Below are 23,817 nucleotides of genomic sequence, written 5' to 3' on the forward strand. Positions count from 1 at the left end.
CTTCAATCCCGCGTCTTGAGAACGGCAACGAGGTCGAGTTGATTGACTCGCCTGCGAACGATCAGCGCCGAGAGCAGAGCCGCCGTAACGACGATGGCGCTGGCGAAAACGTAGGTTGCGGGCTCGACCACCAGGCGCACCCGCATGAGTTCCCCAGCCAGGTTCGTCTTCATGATCCAGGCCAGACCGTAACCGATCGCCCAGCCAGGCGGCTGCGCGACCAGGGTCAACAGCGCGAGTTCGAGCAGCAGGATGCGCAGCACCTCGCCAGAGGTGAAGCCGAGGACTCGCAGGCTTGCCAGCTCCCTGGCTCGCTCAGACAGGGAAACGCGGGCGTTGTTATAAACCACGCCGAACGCAATGACGGCCGCGAGCCCCGTGTAGATGCTGGACATGGTCGTGACCAGAATTGCCACAGCGTCACGGAAAGTGGCGAGGGACGCCATCTGCAGAGCCAGGCTGCTCACGACTGGCAAGGCCTTGACGGCTGTGTAGAACTCATCCCGCCGGTTTCTGTCCAGGCTGACGCTGACGCCATTCGCCATCGGCGCTTCGCGCAGAAGCTTGCTGATCGCTTCCTGATCCATCATGCCGCGAATGCCGAGATAGTCCTCGACCAGCGCGGCAATCGGAAGCGAGACCGTCCGGCGCTCGCCGTCGAGCAGATCGACTTCGACGGTGTCGCCAACCCGCACCTTCAGGATGCTGGCCAGCTTGTCCGAGATCGCGAGGCCCGATTCCGGCAGGACGACACGGTTCAGGTCGGCATCGATGATGCGGTTAAGCTCCGCATTCTGCGGCCTAGCGCGGATCATGATGCGGCGCTCGACATGGCCGTTGCGAATGCGGACTGGGATTTCCCGATAGGGTTCTGCGCTCAAGATCCCAGGAAGTCTCGCGATCTGGAAGGCTACTTCCTGAGGACGCTTCTGAAAAAAGCTCACGGTCGCGTCCTGACGATCCGCAAGAAAGTACGTGACGTCGATGAGTTGCTCCATCGTGCCCCTCGTGAAGAGCGACACGATCAGGATTGCAGTCGCCAGCGACATGCCGAGCGCGGTGAAAGAGGAGCGAATTGGATGGCGCGCGATGTTGCGCAGCATCATTCTCGTTGGCTGCGAGACAAGGCCAACTAGGCTGAGGCTCGACGGCAGCGTTCGATGGAAAACCGGCGGAGCCGGCGGCTGCATGGCGACGGCAGGAGCCAGATTGACGACTTCGCGCAAGGCTCGCAGCGCGCCGACTGCCGCCGCAAGCAAGCTCGATCCCGCTGCTGCGACGTAGAGATCGGGACTCTTGGTGAACAGGAGAAAAGGAAAGCGGAAAAAGTCTGCGAATATCCCGGTCACATAGCTGCCGAGCCACGTGCCGACCACGCCGCCGATGACAATGCCGACCGCGGTGATGATGCCCACGAACTTCAGGTAGTGCAGGACGATGCTGGCGTTGCGGTAGCCGAGCGCCTTCAGGAGACCGATCTGTTCGCGCTCGAGCGAAACGAGGCGGCTCAGCGTGAGGTTCACGAGGAACGCCGAGACCAGCAGGAAGATCGGCGGCAGCGTGCGGCTCATGTTGTTGAGCATATCGAGCTCATGATCGAGCCAGGCGTGCGATGTCTGGTCCTTGCGCCCGTAGGCAGCTCGCCCGCCATAGCGAGCCAGCAGGTCGTCAAGACGCGTCATCGCCTCGCCCTCCGACGTTCCTGGCAGCAGCTTCAGCGACACGGAAGAGAAGGCGTCTTGCAGATCGTAGGCGCTGGCTAGGGCCCGTTCGGACATCCAGATGACGCCGTAGCGGCGGCCGTCGGGCATGATGTCGCCAGGGCCGACGGCGTAAATATATTCGGGAGACAGGGCGATGCCGACGATTGTCAGGTCGCGCTTGCGGCCATTGAGAAGAGCCGCGAAGCTTGAGCCCAGCGCGAACCGGTGCGCTTCGGCGAAGTTCTCGTTGACGACGACCTCGTCTTCCCGGTTCGGGTCGGGCGTGCGGCCGGCGCGCATGTAGAGCCGGTTGAGCACCGGCTCGCCGATCTCGGGCAGCGAAACGACCATTCCAGTAGCCGGTGCGGTCTGGTCCGGTATGTCGAGAAGCGCCAACTGCGCGATGCGTGCATCGACGGCAGCCACGCCGGGAATTTCGGCGATCCGGTCGACCAGCGTCTTTGGCGCCCGCCGCACCGTGGCGAAGACATCGGCAAAGCGATAGCGTTCGTAATAGGCGGTCCTCGTCTCGTCGAGAGAACGGTAGGAGCCGACGGCGAGCAGAAGCGTGGCCACCCCGCCGCCCACCACGAGCGCGATAGCGAGTGCCTGTGCCCAAAGGCGGACGAGGTCACGCAAGAGCTTTATGTCGAGCGCGCGCATGCTTTCACCACTGCAGCTCGGCGACAGCGCGCCGGGCCTCGTTGGTGACGGCCTTCGATATCTGCCCGTCGCTGAAGAACAGGACCCGGTGCGCGACTTCCTGGATGATGGCGTTATGGGTGATGATAACGGTGGTCGTGCCGAGTTCGGCGTTGACCTTCATCAGCGCATCGATCACCCGAACGCCCGTCCTGGAGTCGAGCGCGCCCGTTGGCTCGTCGCAGAGTAGCACCTCCGGGCGCTTGGCGATCGCGCGGGCGATGGCGACGCGCTGCTGCTCGCCGCCGGACAACTGCGCCGGAAAATGATGCATGCGCGGCTCCAGCCCGACGAGAGCGAGAGCTTCCTCAGGACGCATTGGATCGTCGGCGATCTCGGTGACCAGGGCGACGTTTTCGTAGGCCGTCAGGCTGGGGATCAGATTGTAGAATTGGAACACGAAACCGACATGGCGGCGGCGATAGGATGTCAGTCCCCGGTCGTCGAGATCGGTCAGCCGCAAGTCCTTGAAGGACAGCTCCCCGCTGGTCGCGTAATCGAGCCCGCCCATGATGTTGAGCAGTGTTGATTTCCCGCTGCCGGATGGGCCGAGCAAGACGACGACTTCCCCTGCCGAAATTTCCAGGTTAACGCCGCGCAGGGCGTGCACCTGCGTTTCGCCCGAGACGTAGGTCTTGGTGAGGTCCTTCGCGGTGAAGACAATGCCGGACATGGCCTACCCTGTCTCGCCTGCGCGCACGGTCGCGTGCCTGCGCTCGACCATGAACATGCATACGCTCGCCACCCAGAGCACAGCGACAGCCAGCAGAACCCACCGGAAATCGGATCCTATGACGAAGTTGACGACAACCATCCATCCGATGGAGGCGATTCCGGCAGCCAGCACGCCCAGAAGGGCAATCCTCTCGTGTCGCCGGAACGACGTTGCGGCGACCGTGATCGTCAGAACGCCCGATGCCGTGGCATACCCGCCGAGTACCCGAAACACGCGCTCAAGCCACGATGCCATGCGCGGCTGCCCCACCTGAAGCTGTTCCAGCGACAGGCCGATGAAGCGCATGTCCTCCGGCAGAAGCGGGGGCCGAAGGAACATGAAGAAGGCGCCGATGCAGACGAGCGCCACTCCGAAGGCGGCGAGCAGGATTGCCGAGAACGGCCAGGATCGGTGGTGCTGCTTCATGGCGCTAGGTCTCGTCCGGCTTGGCGGGACCGCCCACCGAACCGCCGGACAGTCGGTTCCAGCTCGGAATGAACCCCGGAACCTGTGCCATGTATTTGCGGTAGGCGTCGCCGAACTCGGTGATCGCTTCGCGCTCCTCGGCCCGCGCCAGCCTCACATACATAACGACGAGCACCGGGAACATCGCCAGCGTCAGCAGCGTCGGCCATTGAACGAGGAAGCCGAGCATCACCAGGATGAAGCCGACATATTGCGGGTGACGGACATAGCTATAGGGTCCGCTGGTCGCGAGAGCTCGATGCTGCTGCGCGTCGTATAAAACCCTCCAGGCGCCCGCGATCAGCCAGAACCCACCGCCGATGAGGACGAAGCTCAGCAGGTGGAACGGACCGAAATGCGGATTGACCCGCCAGCCGAACATCATTTCGAGCAGGTGCCCGGCATCGTGCGAGAACCAGTCGATCCCTGGATAGCGGGCCTGCAGCCAGCCCGACAGAAAATAGATGGTCAGCGGAAAGCCGTACATCTCCGCGAACAGCGCGACGAGGAATGCGCTGAATGCGCCGAACGAACGCCAGTCCCGGCCGGTCCGCGGCTTGAAGAAACTGTAGGCGAACAGGATGAAGACGGCGGAGTTGACGATGACCAGGCTCCAAAGGCCGTAGGCTTGCGTCTCGGGGCTCATGGCAGGTTCCTTTCGTCGGGCTGGTTGCGGTGACCGCCGTGTCCGCCGTGGCCGTGTCCTCCATGCATGAAAAAGTGCATGAGGAGGCAGCCGAACGGCAGCAGATAGAACAGCGCTCCGAGGACATGCGCGCGGTGCTCCGTGAAGAGCAGGAAGCCGCCGATCGCCAGGAATCCCAGCAGGACGAGGCCTGCCCGGGATGTCAGAAAGGAGCCCTGCGGGCGGTCGTGGTCTGAGTGGTCGTGCATCGACATGTTGGTCTCCTATTCGACGACGAGGCGGCCGCGGAACATGCCCATGGGGCATGAGAATCCGAACTCGCCTGGTTCCTTGGGCATCAGCTCGACCGCGACGGTTTCACCCGTCGGCAGATCGGCGCTCTTCTGGAAGTCGGGGAAGATCACCTTGTCCGAACAGGAGGCGGTCTCCTCGCGGCGGAAATTCAGCCGGACCGGGCGGCCGCTGCGGACGACGATCGTGTCGGGCGTGTAGCCGCCTTTCACGAGGATCATCGCCTCCTGGTAGCCGCCGCTCGTTTCGGTGGCTCGTGCGCCGGTCGACCGCTTGAGCCAGAAGAACCAGATAATGAACGCGACCAGGCCGATTCCGGCGATGGTGACAATCCAACGGTCAGGTGTCATGAGCCTGTCCTCCTCGGCTGAAAGAAGCGCAAACGGTTGGCATTGGTGACGACGGTCACCGAACTGAAGGCCATGGCGGCGGCTGCGATGAGGGGAGAGAGCAGAAGCCCTATGAACGGGTAGAGCACGCCCGCCGCAACCGGGATGCCGAGCGCGTTGTAGCCGAAAGCGCCGACGAGATTCTGCCGCACGTTTCGCATCGTCGCCCGGCTGATCTCGATCGCCGTGACGACGCCCATCAGACTGCCCCTGATAAGGGTCACGTCGCTCGCCTCGATGGCGACGTCGGTTCCCGTTCCGATGGCGAAGCCGACGTCGGCCTGGGCGAGCGCCGGCGCGTCGTTGACGCCATCGCCGACCATGCCGACCGACTTGCCCTCGAGCTGCAGCTTCTGCACCTCGTGCGCCTTGTCGTCCGGAAGCACCTCCGCCAGCACGCGGTCGATCCCGACCTCGCGAGCGATCGCGCGGCCTGTGCGCTCGTTGTCGCCGGTCAGCATCACGACCTCGATGCCGAGTCCTTTCAGGATTTCGATCGCCGCCCGGGAGTCCGGTTTCACCGTGTCGGCAACGGCAATCAGCCCGGCCGCCCGGCCGTCGACCGCCACGTACATCGGCGTCTTGCCTTCGTTGGCGAGGCGCTCCCATTGCGGCAGCAGCGCGTCTGCGGGGACACCTCGGTCGCGCAGAAGCTTGGCGTTGCCGAACAGCACGTCATGGCCGTCGATTCGACCGCTGACGCCGTGGCCTGGGATGGCGGCAAACCCTTCGGCGTCGGCCAGCTCGATCTTGCGCGCCCCGGCGCCTTTGACAATGGCCGACGCGAGCGGATGCTCGGACCCGCGCTCCAGGGAGGCGGTGAGCCGCAGGACGGCGTTCTCCTCATGACCCGGCGTGACGACGACGTCGGTGAGCGCCGGCTCGCCTTCGGTAATCGTGCCCGTCTTGTCGAGGATGATCGCGTCTAGCTTCTCGGCCGCCTGCAGCGCGTCGCCGGAGCGGATCAGGATGCCGTTCTCCGCTCCCTTGCCGATGCCTACGGTGAGCGAGGTCGGCGTGGCCAGGCCAAGCGCGCAGGGACACGCGATGATCAGCGTCGTGACCAAGATGACTGTAGCGTAGATAAGGCGCGGTTCCGGCCCGAAATCGTACCAGACTAGCGCCGCGAGGATCGCGACGATCATGACCGCGGGCACGAAGTAGCCCGACACGGTATCGACGACGCGCTGGATCGGTGCTTTTGACCCCTGAGCGTCCTTCACCATGCGGATGATGCTGGCGAGCGCGGTGTCCTTGCCAACCTTGGTCGCCGTGAAGCGGAAGCTGCCAGTCTTGTTGAGCGTGCCGCCGATGACCTCGTCGCCGGTCTGCTTCTCGACCGGCATGGATTCGCCCGTAATCATCGACTCGTCGACCGCGCTCGACCCAACACTCACCTTGCCATCGACCGGGATCTTTTCGCCTGGACGGACGATGACCGTGTCGTTCACCAGCACTTCCTCGACGGGCAAGTCGATTTCCTTGCCGTCGCGCACGACCCTTGCCGTCTTGGCCTGCAGTCCGATCAGCTTCTTGATCGCCTGCGAGGTCCGGCCCTTGGCCTTGATTTCCAGCGCAAGCCCGAGGACCACGAGCGCGACGACGACGTCGGTCACGTCCCAAAAGACTTCGGCCAGCGCCATGTCGGGAAATATCCCTGGCCATGCGACGGCCACGACCGAGTAGAGGAACGCTGCCGTGATCCCGATCGCGATCAGCGTATGCATGTTGGCCGCGCGATGCTTCAGCGCGTCCCACATGCCGACGAAGAACTGCGATCCCGACCACAGCAGGACGGGCAGGCTGAGCACGCCGAGCAGCGCCCACACGATCCGGCGCGTGTCGCTGCCCATGGGCATCCAATCGCGCAGTCCCGGAATGAGATCAGGATAGCTGAACGCCATCACCGGCAGGGAAATGACGGCGGCAATCCAGAACTTCCGCATCAGGCTGCGGTATTCCTGCTCATTTGCCGCCTCGGCGGGGTCGAGCGTCTCGTCCGTAGGCTTCACCTTCGGCTCGGCGAGCCTGTAGCCGGAGGACTCGATCGACCGCCTCAGTTCCTGGAAATCGGTCCGCTCCGGCTGGTACTCTATGTCGACCGCGTTGGGCGCGAGGCTGGCGCGGGCAACGATGACGCCGGGGGTCATCTTTAGCGCCAGCTCGACGCGCGTGGCGCACGATGTGCAATGCATGTTCTTGATGGGTATGCGCATCGTTGCCGTGCCGACGGCGTAACCGACGGAGCGGATGGCCCGCAGGATTTCCGAGACCTTCGCCTGCGCTGGGTCATAGCCGACCTTCGCAGTCTGCGTGGCGAGGTTTACCGAGACCGTCTTGACCCCGGTGACTTCCCGAACAGCCTTCTCGATCGCTGGCGGGCAGTGGGCGCAGGTCATTCCGCCGATTCGGAGGGTGATCGACTCGCGCCCGGTGGGCAGGCCACCAGACTGGCTGTCAGGGATTGCGGCGTCAGTCCGCATGTTCATCAGTTTTCTCCTCGAAATACGTCCGTAACCGGAGCCAGCGTTGGCCCAGCGCAAAGAACGGCCCCGGTCGGCAAGCGTCAGGCACGCCCGCCGGCAGGTCGTCAGAGGACGGAACGAGGAGGTCGAAAGGCTTCGTCAGGCTTGGTCAGCGCGAAGGCTGATTGGTCGGGGAACGCTGGGGCGCAGCGCTCCGGTACAAGGCCAATGTCCGATGTCGCTGCAAGAACTGCAGCCGAACAAGCGAAACAATGTCCACCCGCGCACAGACTGCAATTGGCGTGGGCTGCGCCGTCATGACAGCCTGAATCGTCCCGAACAGATGCGGACATAACGATCGCCGTCGCCCCATCGGCTTGGCAGCCGGCAATAGATGGAACGATCTTGGCTGACGAAATACCTTGTAAGGCACCGAACTCGTGCGCCTGCGCCTGACCCGAAGGGGTTAGCAGCAGGAAAAGAGCAAGCCAGAAGGCGAGCATAACCGCACCGAAGGCACCGCTTGCGGTCCGATGGTCTGGCTGCCAGATCTGACAAGATCGTCCACGCACAGCAGGGCTTCCAAGCTCTCACATTCCGCATGTTCGCTTGCCCAGCCCAAATGCGCTTTGACGTACGTCAATTCGATCGACCCAGTTGAAGGAGCCGTAAGCAAGCCCGCGCAAGGGAAGCGCTCCTTGGCAGTGTTCAGGTTGAATTTGCGTGGGGGCGCTCAGGCCCTGCGCCGTTTGGACATGACACGCAACAGGTCGGCTTCCTCTGTGACCCCGTCGTCGAAAACGTGGATGACTTGCGCCGCCAGTTGGTCCCGCTGTTCCCTGTCCTTTTTGGCCAGTCGGCGTTCATCGCACAACCGATCAAATACCCGCTGGAGCAAGTCCAGTTCGGCGGGTCCGTAGATACCACCGTAGCGCGACAATGGCATTGCCGCCGCCCTCAAACGCCGCTTTGGGATTATCTCACGTTGCGGGCCATAGGCGAAGGAAAAACCCAGTGGCGCTGGGGAACAGTTAGGCCGTCGAGCGCTTATCCGGACGAGTGGTCGATTCCTCAGGGATTCAGCCGCTCGAGTGGCAACCATTAAGCCCGTCGCCAGCGCTCTCAATAGGCGGCGGGCTTTTCAGCGTCATGAAGCTAATGTTCTGTGAGCGCGCGTCCCGAAGCCTGCCAGGCGATCATCCCGCCCGATAGATGACTCACATGCAGATAGCCGAGTTTCGACAACTGCTCTGCGGCGATCTCGCTCATGCGGCCGCTGCGGCAGTACAGCACGATCTTCGCTCTCTTGTCCGCCGGGAGCTTGTCAAGATTCTGGGCAATCTTGTCGTAGGGGATAAAGGCGTCAGTTCCGTCGATCTGCCCCTCATAGGGAATATGGACGTTTACAAAGAAGAAATCCTTGCGCGGCAGCATCTGACTTAACTGCTCGCTCGTGATGGTTTGAAAGCCGGAGCTATTTTGCTCTGCCGCGAGTGCTGCTGGGTAGCTGAAGCCGATTGCCCCATCCAAGATCGAAGGCCCAAGCATGATCTGTGTTGCTATCGCGGTCGGTGCCAGCAAGAAACCGGTCAATCGCCTGCTCCGCATAGCTGCCTCCAGTGGTTTTGTGGTTGCAAATAGGGTCAGCCCGGCCGCTCGCAAGCTGCCATCCTCCTATGTTCGCATGAGCGGCTTTTTATTGCGGCGACTGGCCGTCGTTCATCTTCATACCGTCGCCTTGCTTCATCTGGTTCATTTCATGACCGCCTTCCGCGTCTGATTGCATCAGCTTTTCGATCTTTGGTGGAATGTCGGCCTCCGAGAACTTCTTTTGCTCCTCAGGGTCATGGACAAAGGCAATTATGTCGGCCAGTTCCTGCCCCGTAAATTCAATCTGCTCGCCGAGTTCCTGCTTTTGCATCTCGATCATCGCTGGAGCGCCGGCCCACATCTGTGCCGTGAACTCGAACGGATTCATCATTGGCGGCATTGTCGATGCGTCCAATGCCGGCGCGTCGCCGCCGCCGATGCCGTTAACGGAATGACAGACGACGCACCCTTTTTCGGCAAACAGCTTGCGGCCATTGGATGGATTCATAGTGGGCACTATCAGCCCAGGGCTCATCATCCGGTGCGGCATCTGTCCGCTTTGCATCATGGACGAGCCTTGAGACGCGTCCTGTGCGGCGACCGGCGAAACCATGCTAAGGGCGCCGCATATCATCCCGGCTTGCAACCCTCTGAGCCTCGGTGTCATATCGGCCTCCCGGCGAACAGACTTCCAGCAACGTCCTTGATTTCGCGCATGATCCTTTCCGACAATGACGCCATGCGCATTGATTTCGGTCAAGAATAGTCTTCCCGCAGACCCTGCCAGCCGCGCCCCGCGGACCACGATGAAGTGGCCGGCGCGCCCGCTTCAGCAGCGCTCAAGCGGGCGGACTCTGCCCCAGCCAGCCGCCCTCGAATCCAGCGCGGCGCAGTCCGGTGATGATGTAAGGGCAGCCGCGCATCAAGCGCCAGACCAAGTCGGTCAGATAGTTCTCGATCATCAGCACGATGGGACCCTGGTTGATGCCGAAATGCCATGGCGACACCCACCACCCGTATGGATTGCCGGGCTCTCCTGGATGAGTGGGATTGAAGGCGGCCTTGAAGCCGTATCTATTGAACTCTTTCAGCTTGGCCTGATGGATGCAAAAGTCGAGCGCCTCCAGGACGATCTCCGGAGCGAACGGCAAGGAGGCGGCGACCGCCCAGGGCGCGAGCGTGCCGTCATCCGGACCATAGGGCACCCCGCGGCCGACATAGTCATAGAACTCGCGCACGATGCCGTTCAGCTTGAGAGTGGCCGGACCGGGCCCCTCGCTTGCCGTGATGCCCCAGCAGCACTCCCCGTAACCCTCGAACTTGCGCGGGTTCATGGTCGCATAGCATTGCTGGAGGTAGGTTGCGCGGCGGCTGTTCTCGAAATAATCGATGCCTTTCTCCCGCATGAAGGCGTCCTGGATTCCGCGAAAATCGATCCAGGCATGCGAGAGTTGATGGGTAAACAGCGGGCCGGCATAGAGGTAGTCGTAGCCGTAACAGCTCTCCCAGCGATAGGTCGAGGTCCAGGCCGCGTAGCTGCTTTCCGGGAGCGGATGGGTCGGTGAGCCGAGACCCAGGATGTAAAGAAGCAGGGCCTCGTCGTAGCCTTCCCAACGGTATTTGATGAACCCACCTTCCGGGGTCCAGCCGTGCGTCACTGTCGCGCCCTGGTTCTGTGCCCATTTCCAGTCGGCCCGGCGATAGAGCGCATCGGCAAGCATGCGGATTTCCTGCTCCTCCGCAACCACCGCGTCGAAATAGGCGGCCGCCGCTAACGCACCTGCTAGCAGGAGAGCGCTGTCGATCGTCGACAGCTCGCAGCGCCAGGCGCGCCGGCCCGTCTGCATATCAAGGAAATGATAGTAGAACCCACGGTATCCGGTGCCGTCCGGCTCCGGCCCCTGCGGACTCGTCCAGAAGAAGCGCAGCGTGCTCAACGTCAGCGCCGCGGCTGCCCGGCGCGACATGAACCCGCGCTCGACGGCGACTGGGTAGCAGGCGAGAGCGAGTCCCGTCACAGCGATGCTTGCAGGCCAGTCGGCGGCTGTCTTGTCGCGGATGAGGCCGTTGGCAGGATTCGCCTCGTCCAGGAAATAGTCGAACGTTTCGCGCTGCAACCGCAGCAGGTCGTTCAGGCTGGCGTTCTGCCGCGTTCGCCTGGAACGTCCTGTCGGTGGGGGCATGGTGGCGTCTCCGTTCACGCTTTGCCTTCAGTTTCCGATCTCGAAGATGGCGGCTCCCGACGACGCGTAGTCCAAGGCGTAGTGAAGCTCGCCTGCCGTCTGCGCGTGCACGGTGCACAGGGGCTCGCCGATGGCCACGGCATCTCCCAGCCGGACGCGCAACTCTACCCCGGCAGCTTTCGAGTCCGGCGCTCCAGCCAGCTTGGCCAGTTTTCGCGATCCTTCGGTTGTCGATCGACCGGACGATGCCTGCGCCCGACGCGCAGATCGGCGAGCGCTGCGACGCGGTCGGCGGAATGCGCATCCCGCCCTGAGCTTCGCAGATGCGCTGGAATTTCGCCCAGGCGCGGCCGTCGTCGAGCGTGCGCGCAGCGAGCTGCTGGCGTTCCCCGGTTTGGGCGCGACCACCCAATTCGAGGAGCGCTCCTGCCAGCGCGCAGGCCCGATCCCTCAGATCAATCGGCGCATCGGCCGACAGCTGGAGCACCCGGAGCACGTCGCGGGCTTCCAGTGCAGGCCCAATGCCCCGGCCGACGGGTTGGCTTCCATCCGTGAGGACGATCCTGCTCCTTAGCCCGAACGCCGTGGCGACCACAGAGAGGCGATTCGAGAGGGCCTCGGCAGCCGCCTCGCTGCGAATCTTGGCCGTTGGACCTACGGGCAGGTCGAGAACCAGATGAGAGGAGCCGGCGGCGATCTTCTTCGACATCACCGATGCAACCATTTGCCCCTCGGAATCGAGATCGAGCGCGCGTTCCACCCGGATCAGGACATCGTCTGCCGGGCTGAGGCGAACGGCTCCTCCCCAGACGATGCAGCCCGACTCTTCTTCAACCACGCGACGGATCTGCTCGATACTCAGGTCGACCGGAGCCATGGTTTCCATGGTGTCGGCGGTGCCTGCCGGCGAGGTGATGGCGCGCGACGAGGTCTTCGGCATCATCAGGCCATGGGCGGCAACGATCGCCACCACGATCGGCGTCGTGCGGTTGCCCGGTAGCCCGCCGACGCAATGCTTGTCGACCACGGTTCCGCCAGGCCAAACCAGCCGTTCGCCGACCTCGACCATCGAGCGCGTCAGGGCGACGGTTTCGGCCTCGTCGAGTGGAAATGCCGACGTGCCCGTGATGAAGGCGGCCAGCTCGATATCCGAATAGCGTCCGGAGGAAACATCGGAAAGGATTGACGCGAAATCCTGGTCGCCGAGCCGATTGCCGAACATCCTTGATCGAACGTGGCTGAAGGATTCGACCGGTTCGGGATGCCGCACGTGGATGGCGGCGCCCTCGTCGGCGCCCAGTCGGGACCAGGCCGATTCCGACAAGCCGATTTCGCCGGTGGCCAGGAGGTCCGACGATACTTGGTAAAGTGTCGCAAGGACCTCGCGGCCACCAGCCGAGAGGAGCACGCGCGAATGGGCGGTGAGGCCTTCTGAACGGCATACGTGGCAGTCTGTCCGCATGAAGACGACGGCTTCATGTTGCGTGTGGATGCCAAGACGCCGAGCGCGCAACGGAGCCGGTTCTTGTAGTGCTAACGCTGCCGCCTTCATGGAACGATCGCTTTCTCCAGGTGCTCAGGGACCCTGCACGACTGTCGAGATCCAGGGATGCGGCAGTGACAACGCCGTCGGCCACAGCCGCATCGACGCTTACATCATGCCCGTTGGCGCAGGCATGAGCAGCTTGTCGGCCACCGCCTTCTGGGCATCATCCAGCGACGCGTAGAAGGGCTCCAGCGCGACCTTGAGTCGTCGCAGTCCTTCGAGCCGCGTCGAGAGCATTCGCTCTTGAAGCTCGATCCGCTTTACTGGCGTTCCGGAATCTCCGCTCATCATGCCGGCCGGCATTTTCGCCATCGCGTCCTTGGCCGAGCTGGCGTTAGCCCGCAGCGCCTCGGCGAGGGCGTCCCATAAGGGCCGCTGGGCCTTGGTGAGCTTCAGTTCGGTCGAGAGGAAGGCGATTCGTCCCTCGACATGCTCGGGCGACATCATCTGCCCCATGGGGCTGTCGTCGCCCGACATCATGTCCATCATCATCTTCATCATGCCGTTCGACACAATGTTGTTGGACATCGAGCTGCCCGTCATCATGGGCATGGCCGAGCTGGGGGCTGCCTCCTCCGCCTTCTCCGTCGCGGCGGCGGGCGGCGAGCCGTCTCCGCCGCCGGTTTTATGATGGGCTTCGTTCGCGAGAACAGGCGCCGAGAATACAAGCATCGTCCCGATCGCCAGGGCACTAAAGAGGGTTTTCATGACTATGTCTCCTTGTTGGTATTGCGGCTTCATCAGCGCCTCGTTCAGCCTGCATCGCCCGATGCTGGGCTCGCGGACTGGAAGGTGATGCCGTTCGGCCCCTTGCCGACTGCATAGGATTTCAGGACCGACTGGTCCTTGACCGAGATCAGCGACACGGTGCCGTCGACGATGTTGGTCACCAAGACGAAGGCACCGTCGTTGCTGACGGCGACTCCATGAGCACCCAGCCCAGTGCGGATTGTCTTGACGACCTTGCCGCGTCTGGCCGCGTCGTGCGGCGTAATGGCGACCGGAAAGGAGTCGACCTTCCCAGTTGAGAGGTCGGTCCGGCTGATGGAGCCACCATGTTCGTCGGCGGTGTAGACGAAGCCTGAAGCAACGGGTTCGGCTCCCGCTGGCCTGACGATCAACGCAGCCGCGGCGACGGCTGCTGCTGCCATCAGGGCCAACAGCGTCATGCGTCGGGCGATACCCGAGCGGTTGTCGACCGCCTGGGCGACGGCATTGTTTCTCATGGTCTCATCCTCGAAATCGGTCACGCGATGTAGTCGACGACGGTCATCATGCCGGTCGCCATGTGATAGAGGTGATGGCAGTGGAAGGCCCATGTCCCTGGGTTGACGGCATCGAACGCCACCGTCACCTCGCGCATCGGCGGCATCCAGACGGTGTCGCGCACGGCTCCCGCGAAGCGGCGCCCATCGATGGCGACCACCTGGAAATGGTGGCCGTGCAGATGCATGGGATGGCCCATCATGCTGGCGTTGCGCATCGTGAGCTCGACACGCCCGCCCTTCTTGACCGGGATCGGCTGGTGGTTGCTCCATGTCCTGCCGTTGAGGGTCCAGGAGTAGCCCTGCATCGCTCCGCCGAGCTCGACGGGTTCATGGATATCGGCGATCCGCTCTGCGAGCGGTTTGGCGGCCGCAAGCCTGGTCTCGAATGAGAGATCGAGTGGAGGCCCGGCCCGATCGCCTGCGGACGCGATGCGCTTGACTTCGCCTCCCATGGTCGCCAGCACGAAGCCGGTGCGCTGGACGCCGCCTTCGCGCAGGGCCAGGATCGGCCACGCTCCCTTGTCCCCGGGAATGCTGAGCCTGATGTCGATGCGTTGGCCCATGGCGAGCGGGAAGCCGCTGCCGCGAAGGGGAACGACGGGATTGCCGTCGACGGCAATGACCTCGCCTTCGAGCGTCCCGGTATCGATCCAGAACGCCGTGGCGGTCGCCCCGTTAATCAGGCGCAGCCGGACCGTTCCGTTTCTTTCGACGGTGAAGACTTGAGGGTCATCGAGCGTACGGTCGTTTGAGAGATAAGCGTCGTATTCGATGTCGTTGACGTCCATCGGCATGGCCATGCCCCGCTCGGTCGACATGCCTTGCGTACCCATGCCCGACATCGCGTGTCCGGCCATGCCGCCGTTGTCCGACGCAGGTGCCGATCCGGTCAGCCCGGCAAGCAGTTCCTCGGGTGTCTTGAAGCTGAAGTCGTGGAGCAACACCACGACGGGCTGCTCGTCCGCGCCATCTTCAGCGGGGTCGGTGACAATCAGCGGCGCGGCAAGCAGTTGCTGCTCTTGCAGCGTATGGGCATGCATCCAATGCGTGCCCGGCGTCGCGATGGGGAAGTTATAGTCATAGGATTGGCCGGGCTGAAGCAAGGGCTGCGGCAGGTCCGGCACGCCGTCCTGCCCGAAGGGCGGCGTCAGGCCATGCCAATGGATCAAGGTCGGCGCGGCGAGCGCGTTTTCGAGCCGGACCTGGAAGCCATCGGCTGCCGACACGGTAAGCCCATGCGTGCCGTCGGGCTGCACGAGACCCAAGACGTTAGCGGCGCGGCCGGCGACCTCGATGACGCGCGTATCGGCCCGGATGATTTTAGGTGCAGCTGCCCAGGCGGCTGGTGGAATGATCAACGACTGTACGGCACTCGCCGCACCAATAGCCGCAGCAGACGCCAAGAACTGGCGACGGGATATGGATTGCATAACAAAGCTCTCATGTTCGTGACTCGAGACCGGCTTGACCGGCGGCGAAGCGCACGAACGCGAGGCTCGTGCGCTCAGGCAGTCACGGCGAGTTTTGGCGGGCGCAGGCGAATCGGTATGTCGGCGGGAGAGGAAACGAAGGGCGGCGCAGTCGCGACTGGCTGGGCCTGCGACGTCGCTACGAATGCCTGGGCGTCAACCGGAACGCAGAAAGAGCAACTCGAAGCGGAATCGGAACATATTCCTTGATCGTGGTTGTGGCCAACGTCCCTGCACGGAGCGCGATGACCATCATGTCGGACCGCCGCGGAGCCATGAATGTGCTCCACCGTCCATTGGGTACCACCCGGAGCCGCGGCTGCGTTGGCATGGCCATAAAAGGCCGTGGTGAACGCCATCAGCAGGGCGAGGCAGACGGCGACCCAACGCGGCCCGCCGAATCGTGACGAGCGCTTCATTGAACGGTCCAGCCCTGATCGGATGCATGCCGACCCACAATCAAACCTTCCACAGCGGCAGCAAAGGCCATCTTGGAACTGATCATACCCTGGAGACCTGGACAGCGATTTGTCCTAGATCAAAGAGTTCAGGGCTCTGGAAAGAGTTCGGTGGTCTTCCCCGTCGACCAATAGGTCAGCAACCCGAGCCACTCGTGCGCGGCGAGGTCCGCTGCCGCGAGGCCACCTGCATCAGAGGCCTGAACCAGAGAGTGCCAGCCCATAGCCTAGCACAACGCGAGAACTCCCGATTGACGTCGATGTATCGGGCCTGAAGGCGAGGACGCGGGCTGAATCGCCGATAGCCATGCGCTCAACTCAGTTGCCTGGGTGTGGGATATCTGCGGCAATCAGGGAATAACAAGTTCAATTTCGGGCCAAGAGTGTTACCCGTAGCCTATGTGTCCGGAACGGACCTAACCTATGTGTCCAGAACGGACCAAGAGGGCTTGGTGCCCAGAGGCGGAATCCAAGTAAATGAAATCTGGTTTTGCTTTCAAATGTTTGTGGTTCGCATAGCCACGGCACCTACCAACAGGACTACCAACAAAATATTTCTGTGGATTAGTTTGGTTCCCAAACCTCGCTCTGCACGCTACGACGCCGGCGTACCTGCACCTTATCTCACAAGCCGATAGCGGTTGCTACTTGGGGTGGCCCAGTTCGTCCCCCTTCAATGACATCCCATGATCCGGGGGGTCGAGTCGGGAGAGGGATACCGCCAATACAGTGCTGCCACTGAATTCGTTTGCTAACTCGATTCCTTTGCAAGTTATAGGGCGGTTTGCAGCCTTAAATCGTGTCCCCGCAACCAATTCTGTCATAAATCAATAGCCGTCCCGGTCTAGCCGGGGCGGTTTCTTGCGTTTTAAAGGCAAGGGACGTCTCGGTGGCGCGTTGCGCTCGAGCTGACCTTGCCCCTCTGATCTAATCCGGTTTGAAGTTCGTCTGGCCCATCGAGAGGACCAGGACATGAAACGCAGCCGCTTCTCTGAAGAGCAGGTCATCGGAATTTTGAAGGAACACGAGGCCGGGTATCGGTTGCCGATCTGTGCCGCAAGCACGGGGTCAGCGACGCCTCGATCTACAACTGAAAGGCTCGCTTCGGCGGGATGGATATTCAACTGGGCGTTGATGCGCGCTCGCTCTTGAACGCATGACTGGGGCATGCTCGATACTGTAGGTTGGCCCGTGATTGGGTCGGGGGAGTAGTCTTGCACATCACGAACAGCGGGCGCGGCATTCACCAGCGCGAAGTCAAAGGCATTGACCGACTGAAGGCAGCTATGCCGCGGGACTGGTATGCCTTTACGAATCTTGATCTGGCGCTGGGAGCCGGAAAAGCTCGGGAGATAGACGTTATCCTCGTCACCAACCGCCGGATCTTCGCGATCGACCTCAAGGATTGGTACGGCAACATCGAGAGCGTAGACGGTCGATGGCTTCTCGATGGCCACGACAAAGACGCGTCGCCGGTCGGCAAAATAAACGACATCGCGCGGCAGTTGGGAATATTGCTAACTAAGGAATTTGCGAAACGACCAGAGACAAAGCATGTCCCGGTCCCACGGGTTGAAGGCCTCGTCGTCCTCATCGGTAAAGCGGACCGCTCTGGAATTACCGAAGCCGAACGGGCGAAGGTCCTCACCCTCGGTGAATTCAAAGCAGCCGTGTTCCCCGATCAATCAGATCGAGCGACCTTCGGGAATATTGCAGAATACATCGTCCATCATCCACTCACCGAATCAACCTGGAAAGAACGCCTGAGCCGCTTCTTCAACGCAGGGCCAACGACGCTTTTCAAGCCAGGGCGGAGAAGCTTTCAGAGGTATGTTGCTGATGATTCGTCGACGTTCGAGCACCCTGATGGCATTTACCGAGAATATGACGCTCGTGAAGAGGGGACGCCCCCGAGCTTCGGTACTCTTCGCCTTTGGGATTTTACCAAGGTAAAGGACGCTCGGTTCCAGACAGAGGAAGGTCGTCTGGAAATCGCGGGCCGGGAACGCCAAGTCTATCACTGGCTGCGCGACAGGAGCGACAGCATTGATCGGAACCTGCTAACGCCAAGGCTCGAAGATCCCGATCGGAGTGTTCACTACTGGGAGATCTACGACCGCCGACCACGGCTGAAGCGATTATCTGACTTTGCCAAGACCGAGGTGAAGAGCCTTTCGCCCGTCGAACGTATAGAGCTCGCGCGACAGCTTTTGTCGGTTCAGGCGGAACTTCATCGCAATTCTGCGGCCCATCTGGATCTTGGCGGGCACAGCATTTGGCTTGAAGCACCGACCACCGTCCAGATTTCTCACCTTTTCGCCGCACGTTTCCCCGAGGTGAGATCTCTCGGCGACTCTCGGTATCATTTTCTGGCGAGCGTAACCGTCCCTGAGGACGTGCTTGGCGAAAACGCGGGGCCAATGCGACGGGACGTCTTCCTCGGCGCGGTCGCAGTGCACCAAATTATCTATGGCTGTCTGCCCGGTGGCAATCCGCCGGAGTGGTCTGCCGCCGTCGATGCAGGAGCTGAGTTCGAGGTCTTGCATCATTGGTTTGCGGAGGGCCTGGAGCTTGATGCGAAGAAGCGTTTTCCAGACGCTCGTGCAGCTCTTGAGGCATTCAACAAGGCAACTGTACAGCATCCTACCCCTGAAGAGGTTCAGATCGGACTGGCTCGATATCGGGAGGTCATACGTTCCCAATTAGCTTTGGCGTCAGCGTATCCAGTTGTCGGAGAACCGATTCGCGAGAGCGATCGCTTGGATGCATGGCGTACTGCCGCAGACGATAAGCAACTCGTGGTTAAATTGTGGAAGCAATCAGCCTGGGGCGACCTCCGAAAAGAGGGCGCGCGGATACTCGCCTTCCTCGATAGAGCAGCAGAGATCAAAGCCGACGAGCCAGAGGGCATCCCGGCCATTCATACTATCGCTTGGCTTGGCGACGCTTTTGCGGTGGTCCAAGAATGGATCGAGGGTTCCTCACTGCTTTCGATCATCGAGGAGCACCCGCAACGATGGCAAATGGCGATCGAAGCCTTGGCTGCGGTGCGGCGGCTGATCAAAATTGTCGAAAATCTCCATGCTACGGGTGTCGGTCACGGAGATCTGAAGCCTGAGAACATCGTAATCCGCGAAGATGGAAAAACGTTCCTGATAGATATTCTGGACTTCTCGTCACTTTCGGAAGGCGAAATACAAAATTCCGCGTATGCGATTGCTGGGGGCGATCGCTTCGAACGCGACAGATATGGCCTTACTTGCTTGGCAGAGGAGATTTTTGGCGCCGCACGCTTCAAACCGGAGCATGCTAGCCGACTCTCGAAAGCGATCGCGACCTGCAGGGAAATGGAGCCGCGTCTTGCGACGATTCTTCCCCTCGTGGAGGCAATCGACAAAACGTTAGGCGAGTTGGAGGAGGCCGACAGTGATCTCGCGACCGCCGCCGCCACTGTGCTCACGTTAGCCATCCGCGGTTCCGAAATCGGTGCGCTGGAGCCGGACGAAGGACGTTTCTTTTTGCGCAGTTACCGGAACCCAGTGCGTGGACCAGCCACTGTGCATTTGCGAGGTGCGTTTGAGGAAATCGAATTCCGACTAGACGACGCTGGAAAATTAAAATCTGCGACCCGTCGCAGACTGAGCCAGACGCGCATTGGAATTGTCGCCCGTCACGAGGTGTTTAACTTCGAAGGGGAAGTGCTCGTCGAACGCTCGGACCACAATGATTTTTCTTCTATGGAGCAGTTTCTTGAAGGTGACGCTATTGCAGCCTCGCTTGCAGGAAACGGCCGCGATCTCGACCCGAGCTCTCTTGAAGTTGGTGATCTCGGGGCGTCAGATGAAGACGACGAGGAACGACTGATTGAAGAGATAGCGGCGACTCCAGTTGCCGGACCGGACTCTGTCGACGTTCCTTTGCTCTGGCGCAACCTTATCGACAGCGAGAAGGAACTGACCACAGAGGGCGTGGCCCAAACGGACAGTATTTTTGACGGAGCTGCCGGACGGCACCGGCTCTCGTTTGAGTTGGAAAGCGGGACCTTTGATTTCGACCGCAACGATACAGTCGCGGTCGAGAGGTTGGGAAACAAGGGTATTTGGCGCCGAATTGGAGAGCTCGACGTTCAAAACTCGAGAGCCAGTCTCGTGGTGATAGAGACGACGCAGTACGGCAGCGCCGGCAGGCGCCTTGTCGAGGATGGACAGCGGCTACGCTTTGTCAGCCATTTTGAAACCGAGAGTCTTCGTCGCCGTGGAGAGGCCGTGGACCGCATACTAGCTGGCAACGGTCGCGCCGGCAGCCTTGTCTCCGTCTTCGATCCACGGACTAGAGCGGTTCCTAAGGTTGTCCCTCACTCGCTTAAGAGACTGGAACTAGCTAAATACGACTTGAACGCAGACCAGGTCGCGGCGTTCGAACGCATCATCTCTGCGCGCCCTTTGGGTCTTTTGCAGGGGCCTCCGGGAACTGGGAAAACGCGGTTTATTGCAGCGCTGGCTCACTACGCGATCACGGAAGGCCTCGCTCGAAACGTTCTCTTGTCAAGCCAGTCGCACGAGGCAGTGAATACCGCCGCCGAAGCATTGCTCAAGCTGTTCCGAGCATCGAAGGAGGAACCAAGCATGCTTCGGGTGGCGATGAACGACGATCAGGTTTCCGATCCGATCAGAGGATACCACACACGCAAAGTCGAGCAGGCCTTCAAGGATCGCTTTCATGCTTCTTTTAGTGAGCGAATGCACATTGTGGGCACTGCGCTGGGCATGCCGCCTGAAATCGTCAACGAGGCAATTTTGATCGAAACTGCGATCCGGCCGATTGGGCGAAGGCTTGCGGAATTCCAGACAGCTTCGGAGCCTCCGCAGGAGCGTATAAATGGGCTGAAGGAAACCTTGGGTGCGATGCTCGTGCAGCTCGGGTTAGACCCCTCATTGGTGGATGATATTGACGGCAGCGCTGATGATTTCAATCACACCTTAGTTGAGTGCCTTATGACGCGCCACGGGAGGTCGGGTGCCGCTAGCGCGGACAAGCTCAACCGACTTCTCTCTGCGGCGAGGTTGGGGCGAGACTTCGTCGGCAGCGCATCACGATCGCAGCGCAGTTTCGAGACCTTTCTTGCAGGCACTCGGCAAGTTGTGATCGGCACATGTGTTGGGCTCGGGCGAGCTTCCCTTGGCTTGACCAGCACTGCGTTCGATTTGGTTATCGTTGACGAAGCCGCAAGATGCACGGCTAGCGAGCTTCTGGTCCCGTTGCAGGTGGCTCGGTGGGCAGTGCTTGTAGGTGATCAAGCCCAGCTTCAGCCGCAGCACAAGGCCGAGGTTATCGAACAGGTTGCTGAAAGGACAAAGATCGCGAAGAACGAGATCCAACGAAGCGACTTTGAAAGGGTATTCGAGACGAAATATGGATTGGCGGCGGGCGCGCGCCTACGGACCCAGTACCGCATGCTTCCTCCAATCGGAAAGCTGGTTTCGGAGGCCTTTTATCCAAAACTCGATCTCGAGGCCGGCAGAGAAAAGCCGGCGATTGATCTCAACCTGTTGCCTGGGGAACTGTCCCACCCTCTGACCTGGATAGAAACTGACGATTTGGGAGAAGCGGCATATGACGCGAAAATGAAGGAAGGGGGAAGCAGGCAGAACAGGGTCGAGGCCGACGCAATCGTAGCGACGTTGGAAACATGGTGTGCTCACTCGCCCTTTCGCCAATGGCTTGAAGCGCAGACGGAGTTTCCAATCGCCGTCGGAATAATTTGCATGTACGCAGCCCAAAGGGACCTCATCCATCGGAAGCTTCTTAGATCATCGGTATCGGAGCTGCTGACTAAGCACATCAAGGTAGGAACCGTAGACAGCTACCAAGGCAAGGAAAACCCGATTGTCGTGCTTTCGTTGGTGCGGAATAACATCGATGGAGCGCAGGAAGGCCCGGTTCGCACTATTCGGGAAGGCTTCCTCGTCGCTCCCAACCGGATAAATGTTGCCGCCAGCAGAGCAATGGACCGCTTGGTAATCGTTGGGGCTCGACACCGCTGGCGTACCGCTGGTCCGATGGGGCAATTGGTAGCTGGCTTCGCGAAACGTGTGGTCGAGGGTTCGGCGCGAACTGTGACTGCCAGGGAGATTTTGGAACCTAGATTCAACGAAAATGCGTCGCCAAAAGAGAGCCGCGGTGAAGGACCTACCGGTGGCAGGAGGAGGAAATGATTGGCCGTCCCATACTGCGTCTGAAGGTCGATGAACTCGTCCCTCCCGAAGAAGACAAGCGAATGGAAATGGGAGTCTATGATCTCCTGTTGCCGTGTCGACGTTACGATATCTCGTACAAGGTGGCCATCTTAGGGTTGGTAAGCCCCACGTTGGAATTCCTGTTGCGCCTCGTCAAAGCGGTGCCTGGTCTTAGCGAGGACGATGCGCGCGAGTTCTTCGGCTACGATCGTGTTGAGATGGAATATGTGCTCGAAGAAGCTACTGGACCTGGCTACTTGGAACGCGAAGGAGCACGGCTTTGGCTGGCAAATCCCGGTGAAAGACTCTTTAACGACGGAGACGATGGCCCGGTGATTTATAAGGTTGAGGGCCGACGTGGATCCTATGGGTTTGATCTAATTGCCTTGGCTCCTGAGCTTCAACGTAGTTTAGACAAGTTGGAGCAGGGTCTTCCAGACTTGGTGTTGGACGAGGAGGCAACCTCTGGGGCAATCTCGAAAGATATTCCTGATCGATTTCGTCGCTTCTTTCGCGAACTAGGCGACCGATCGGATCGTGAACAGGTGCAGAAGCGGGATCTATATTCAATCGATAGCGTGTCGCCTGGCGATCGCTTCCAAGTCCCCATACGGATGAAGGTTTATGCACAGGCTGCCAATCCAAGTTTGGGCGAAATTGACCTAAACGCTTGGCGACCCGATGTCGAACTTGGGGACAGACCGGAGGTCGAAAGGGCCGCAGGTCATTTCCTTACGACAGGCCTGCGTGCCAGCTCTCGACCTGACCGTGATGGCGCTGCCTACCAAACTCTGATTGATTTGGCGCCTGAGTTCCTTGGTGATTTCACGATTCAGGCTGGATTGTCGGTAAAGCGATATTGGCGCGAAGCTGTCTCGCGCACAGGCGACCCCAGAACGGACCGTATGACTGTACCGCTCGTCGGACAGATCACCACACAACAGAATATCGAGCGGCTTTTGAGAGTGGTCGATTATGGGATCCGTAATGTCGAGGAACCGCCAGGCGTTGTCCTTTCCGTGCCTCCTAACGTTGGCTTTTGGGGCGCTACTTCTCTTCTTCGCGATGTTATCGCGCTCTTGCGACGCAGGGTGGGGGCAGACGAGGGTAACGACGAGAACGAGCCACAGAGCTACTGCATTGTTGCCGGCAAGCCAGCGAAGTATGTCGAACAAGCTTTCGATCGCGTGGAGATTCTTGACGCCTTTGAAGTGTCTCCATCTCTAGAAATGCTGCTTTTGCCGGGAGTTGCTTTTGCGGCACTGGTTCATGCCCCGATCGGAACACAGACAGGAACCGCCGCCCCACTTGGTTTCGCATCATTCGATCCGGTCGTCCTTGATAGGGCCCATTCATTTGTCATAGACCGGGTACTTAGATACGTCGGAAACGACGTGCTGCGGAGTGATGTGGAGCGGGCAATGGCGATCCCGCGGAAAGTAAAATCAGCAGAAACTATGCCGGAATCCGGAGAATCTACATTAAAATAGATGTAAAAATTTGATATAGGTCGATTTTCGTACCCGAATAAGCTCTGTTGACTGCAGCCGGTGCTTTACTATGTGAATTTGCTTTGCCATGTCCCACGCCCCGATAAGATGCAGGGTCTTTCGCCACCCGCCTTGTTTGTTTCAGTGCATCTGACCTTGCCTCCAGTTTTTATCCAGTTTTGAGTTCGTTTCCGGCGTGGG

The 23,817-nt window shown here is 60.7% G+C and carries 17 protein-coding genes and 1 pseudogene; 3 read left to right on the forward strand and 15 right to left on the reverse strand.

Annotation, left to right across the window (positions count from 1 at the left end; genetic code table 11):
* Window positions 1-2: 2 nt before the first annotated feature.
* The 15 genes from WDX12_RS14120 to WDX12_RS14190 form a co-directional block, all read right to left on the reverse strand.
* A complete protein-coding gene (locus WDX12_RS14120; protein WP_434725279.1) occupies window positions 3-2,366 on the reverse strand; it encodes an ABC transporter permease in 2,364 nt (787 codons plus the stop codon).
* 4 nt (window positions 2,367-2,370) lie between these two features.
* A complete protein-coding gene (locus tag WDX12_RS14125; RefSeq protein ID WP_434725280.1) occupies window positions 2,371-3,078 on the reverse strand; it encodes an ABC transporter ATP-binding protein in 708 nt (235 codons plus the stop codon).
* 3 nt (window positions 3,079-3,081) lie between these two features.
* Window positions 3,082-3,546: a hypothetical protein gene (locus tag WDX12_RS14130; protein WP_434725281.1), complete on the reverse strand. Its 465-nt coding sequence runs from the start codon at window positions 3,544-3,546 to the stop codon at window positions 3,082-3,084.
* Window positions 3,547-3,550: 4 nt separating this feature from the next.
* Complete coding sequence (locus tag WDX12_RS14135; protein WP_434725282.1) at window positions 3,551-4,231, reverse strand: methyltransferase family protein; 681 nt, start codon at window positions 4,229-4,231, stop codon at window positions 3,551-3,553.
* Window positions 4,228-4,485, reverse strand: coding sequence for a DUF2933 domain-containing protein (locus WDX12_RS14140; RefSeq protein WP_320298756.1), 258 nt, complete (start codon window positions 4,483-4,485; stop codon window positions 4,228-4,230). Before WDX12_RS14140 ends, WDX12_RS14135 begins: the two co-directional genes overlap by 4 nt.
* A gap of 9 nt (window positions 4,486-4,494) precedes the next feature.
* A complete protein-coding gene (locus WDX12_RS14145) occupies window positions 4,495-4,872 on the reverse strand; it encodes a cupredoxin domain-containing protein (protein WP_320298757.1) in 378 nt (125 codons plus the stop codon).
* Complete coding sequence (locus WDX12_RS14150) at window positions 4,869-7,400, reverse strand: heavy metal translocating P-type ATPase (RefSeq protein ID WP_434725283.1); 2,532 nt, start codon at window positions 7,398-7,400, stop codon at window positions 4,869-4,871. Before WDX12_RS14150 ends, WDX12_RS14145 begins: the two co-directional genes overlap by 4 nt.
* A gap of 709 nt (window positions 7,401-8,109) precedes the next feature.
* Window positions 8,110-8,322: a hypothetical protein gene (locus tag WDX12_RS14155; protein WP_320298759.1), complete on the reverse strand. Its 213-nt coding sequence runs from the start codon at window positions 8,320-8,322 to the stop codon at window positions 8,110-8,112.
* Between the two features lie 209 nt (window positions 8,323-8,531).
* Window positions 8,532-8,969 carry a rhodanese-like domain-containing protein gene (locus WDX12_RS14160; RefSeq protein ID WP_434725284.1) on the reverse strand — a complete coding sequence of 146 codons (438 nt, stop codon included), beginning with the start codon at window positions 8,967-8,969 and terminating at the stop codon, window positions 8,532-8,534.
* 103 nt (window positions 8,970-9,072) lie between these two features.
* Window positions 9,073-9,726 (reverse strand): c-type cytochrome, encoded by a 654-nt coding sequence (locus tag WDX12_RS14165; protein ID WP_434725285.1) that lies wholly within the window; start codon window positions 9,724-9,726, stop codon window positions 9,073-9,075.
* 79 nt (window positions 9,727-9,805) lie between these two features.
* Complete coding sequence (locus tag WDX12_RS14170) at window positions 9,806-10,933, reverse strand: glucoamylase family protein (RefSeq protein WP_434725286.1); 1,128 nt, start codon at window positions 10,931-10,933, stop codon at window positions 9,806-9,808.
* Window positions 10,815-12,701: a thymidine phosphorylase family protein gene (locus WDX12_RS14175; RefSeq protein ID WP_434725287.1), complete on the reverse strand. Its 1,887-nt coding sequence runs from the start codon at window positions 12,699-12,701 to the stop codon at window positions 10,815-10,817. The genes WDX12_RS14170 and WDX12_RS14175 overlap by 119 nt, the downstream gene beginning before the upstream one ends.
* Window positions 12,702-12,800: 99 nt before the next feature.
* Window positions 12,801-13,403 (reverse strand): Spy/CpxP family protein refolding chaperone, encoded by a 603-nt coding sequence (locus tag WDX12_RS14180; protein WP_434725288.1) that lies wholly within the window; start codon window positions 13,401-13,403, stop codon window positions 12,801-12,803.
* A 44-nt stretch (window positions 13,404-13,447) separates the two neighbouring features.
* Window positions 13,448-13,921 (reverse strand): YncE family protein, encoded by a 474-nt coding sequence (locus WDX12_RS14185; protein WP_434725289.1) that lies wholly within the window; start codon window positions 13,919-13,921, stop codon window positions 13,448-13,450.
* A gap of 20 nt (window positions 13,922-13,941) precedes the next feature.
* Window positions 13,942-15,384, reverse strand: a complete 1,443-nt coding sequence (locus WDX12_RS14190) for a multicopper oxidase family protein (RefSeq protein ID WP_434725630.1) — start codon at window positions 15,382-15,384, stop codon at window positions 13,942-13,944.
* A 1,478-nt stretch (window positions 15,385-16,862) separates the two neighbouring features.
* On the opposite strand from WDX12_RS14190, the pseudogene WDX12_RS14195 reads away from it, so the two are divergent.
* The 3 genes and pseudogenes from WDX12_RS14195 to WDX12_RS14205 all read left to right on the forward strand — a co-directional run.
* Window positions 16,863-16,981, forward strand: a pseudogene (locus tag WDX12_RS14195) (transposase); the annotation flags it as partial.
* Between the two features lie 123 nt (window positions 16,982-17,104).
* A complete protein-coding gene (locus tag WDX12_RS14200; RefSeq protein ID WP_434725290.1) occupies window positions 17,105-22,105 on the forward strand; it encodes an AAA domain-containing protein in 5,001 nt (1,666 codons plus the stop codon).
* Window positions 22,102-23,616, forward strand: a complete 1,515-nt coding sequence (locus WDX12_RS14205; protein ID WP_434725291.1) for a hypothetical protein — start codon at window positions 22,102-22,104, stop codon at window positions 23,614-23,616. Before WDX12_RS14200 ends, WDX12_RS14205 begins: the two co-directional genes overlap by 4 nt.
* Window positions 23,617-23,817: the final 201 nt, after the last annotated feature.

Source organism: Mesorhizobium sp. RIZ17 (genome assembly GCF_051127865.1).
Classification (GTDB): Bacteria; Pseudomonadota; Alphaproteobacteria; order Rhizobiales; family Rhizobiaceae; genus Mesorhizobium; species Mesorhizobium humile.

Excerpts from the sequence above, each read along its gene's own strand:
- WDX12_RS14145 (WP_320298757.1), bottom strand. The coding sequence starts at position 4,872 with ATGACACCTGACCGTTGGATTGTCACCATCGCCGGAATCGGCCTGGTC.
- WDX12_RS14135 (WP_434725282.1), bottom strand. The coding sequence starts at position 4,231 with ATGAGCCCCGAGACGCAAGCCTACGGCCTTTGGAGCCTGGTCATCGTC.
- WDX12_RS14180 (WP_434725288.1), bottom strand. The coding sequence starts at position 13,403 with ATGAAAACCCTCTTTAGTGCCCTGGCGATCGGGACGATGCTTGTATTC.
- WDX12_RS14125 (WP_434725280.1), bottom strand. The coding sequence starts at position 3,078 with ATGTCCGGCATTGTCTTCACCGCGAAGGACCTCACCAAGACCTACGTC.
- WDX12_RS14175 (WP_434725287.1), bottom strand. The coding sequence starts at position 12,701 with ATGAAGGCGGCAGCGTTAGCACTACAAGAACCGGCTCCGTTGCGCGCT.
- WDX12_RS14150 (WP_434725283.1), bottom strand. The coding sequence starts at position 7,400 with ATGAACATGCGGACTGACGCCGCAATCCCTGACAGCCAGTCTGGTGGC.
- WDX12_RS14120 (WP_434725279.1), bottom strand. The coding sequence starts at position 2,366 with ATGCGCGCGCTCGACATAAAGCTCTTGCGTGACCTCGTCCGCCTTTGG.
- WDX12_RS14155 (WP_320298759.1), bottom strand. The coding sequence starts at position 8,322 with ATGCCATTGTCGCGCTACGGTGGTATCTACGGACCCGCCGAACTGGAC.
- WDX12_RS14170 (WP_434725286.1), bottom strand. The coding sequence starts at position 10,933 with ATGTCGCGCCGGGCAGCCGCGGCGCTGACGTTGAGCACGCTGCGCTTC.
- WDX12_RS14205 (WP_434725291.1), top strand. The coding sequence starts at position 22,102 with ATGATTGGCCGTCCCATACTGCGTCTGAAGGTCGATGAACTCGTCCCT.
- WDX12_RS14140 (WP_320298756.1), bottom strand. The coding sequence starts at position 4,485 with ATGTCGATGCACGACCACTCAGACCACGACCGCCCGCAGGGCTCCTTT.
- WDX12_RS14130 (WP_434725281.1), bottom strand. The coding sequence starts at position 3,546 with ATGAAGCAGCACCACCGATCCTGGCCGTTCTCGGCAATCCTGCTCGCC.
- WDX12_RS14185 (WP_434725289.1), bottom strand. The coding sequence starts at position 13,921 with ATGAGAAACAATGCCGTCGCCCAGGCGGTCGACAACCGCTCGGGTATC.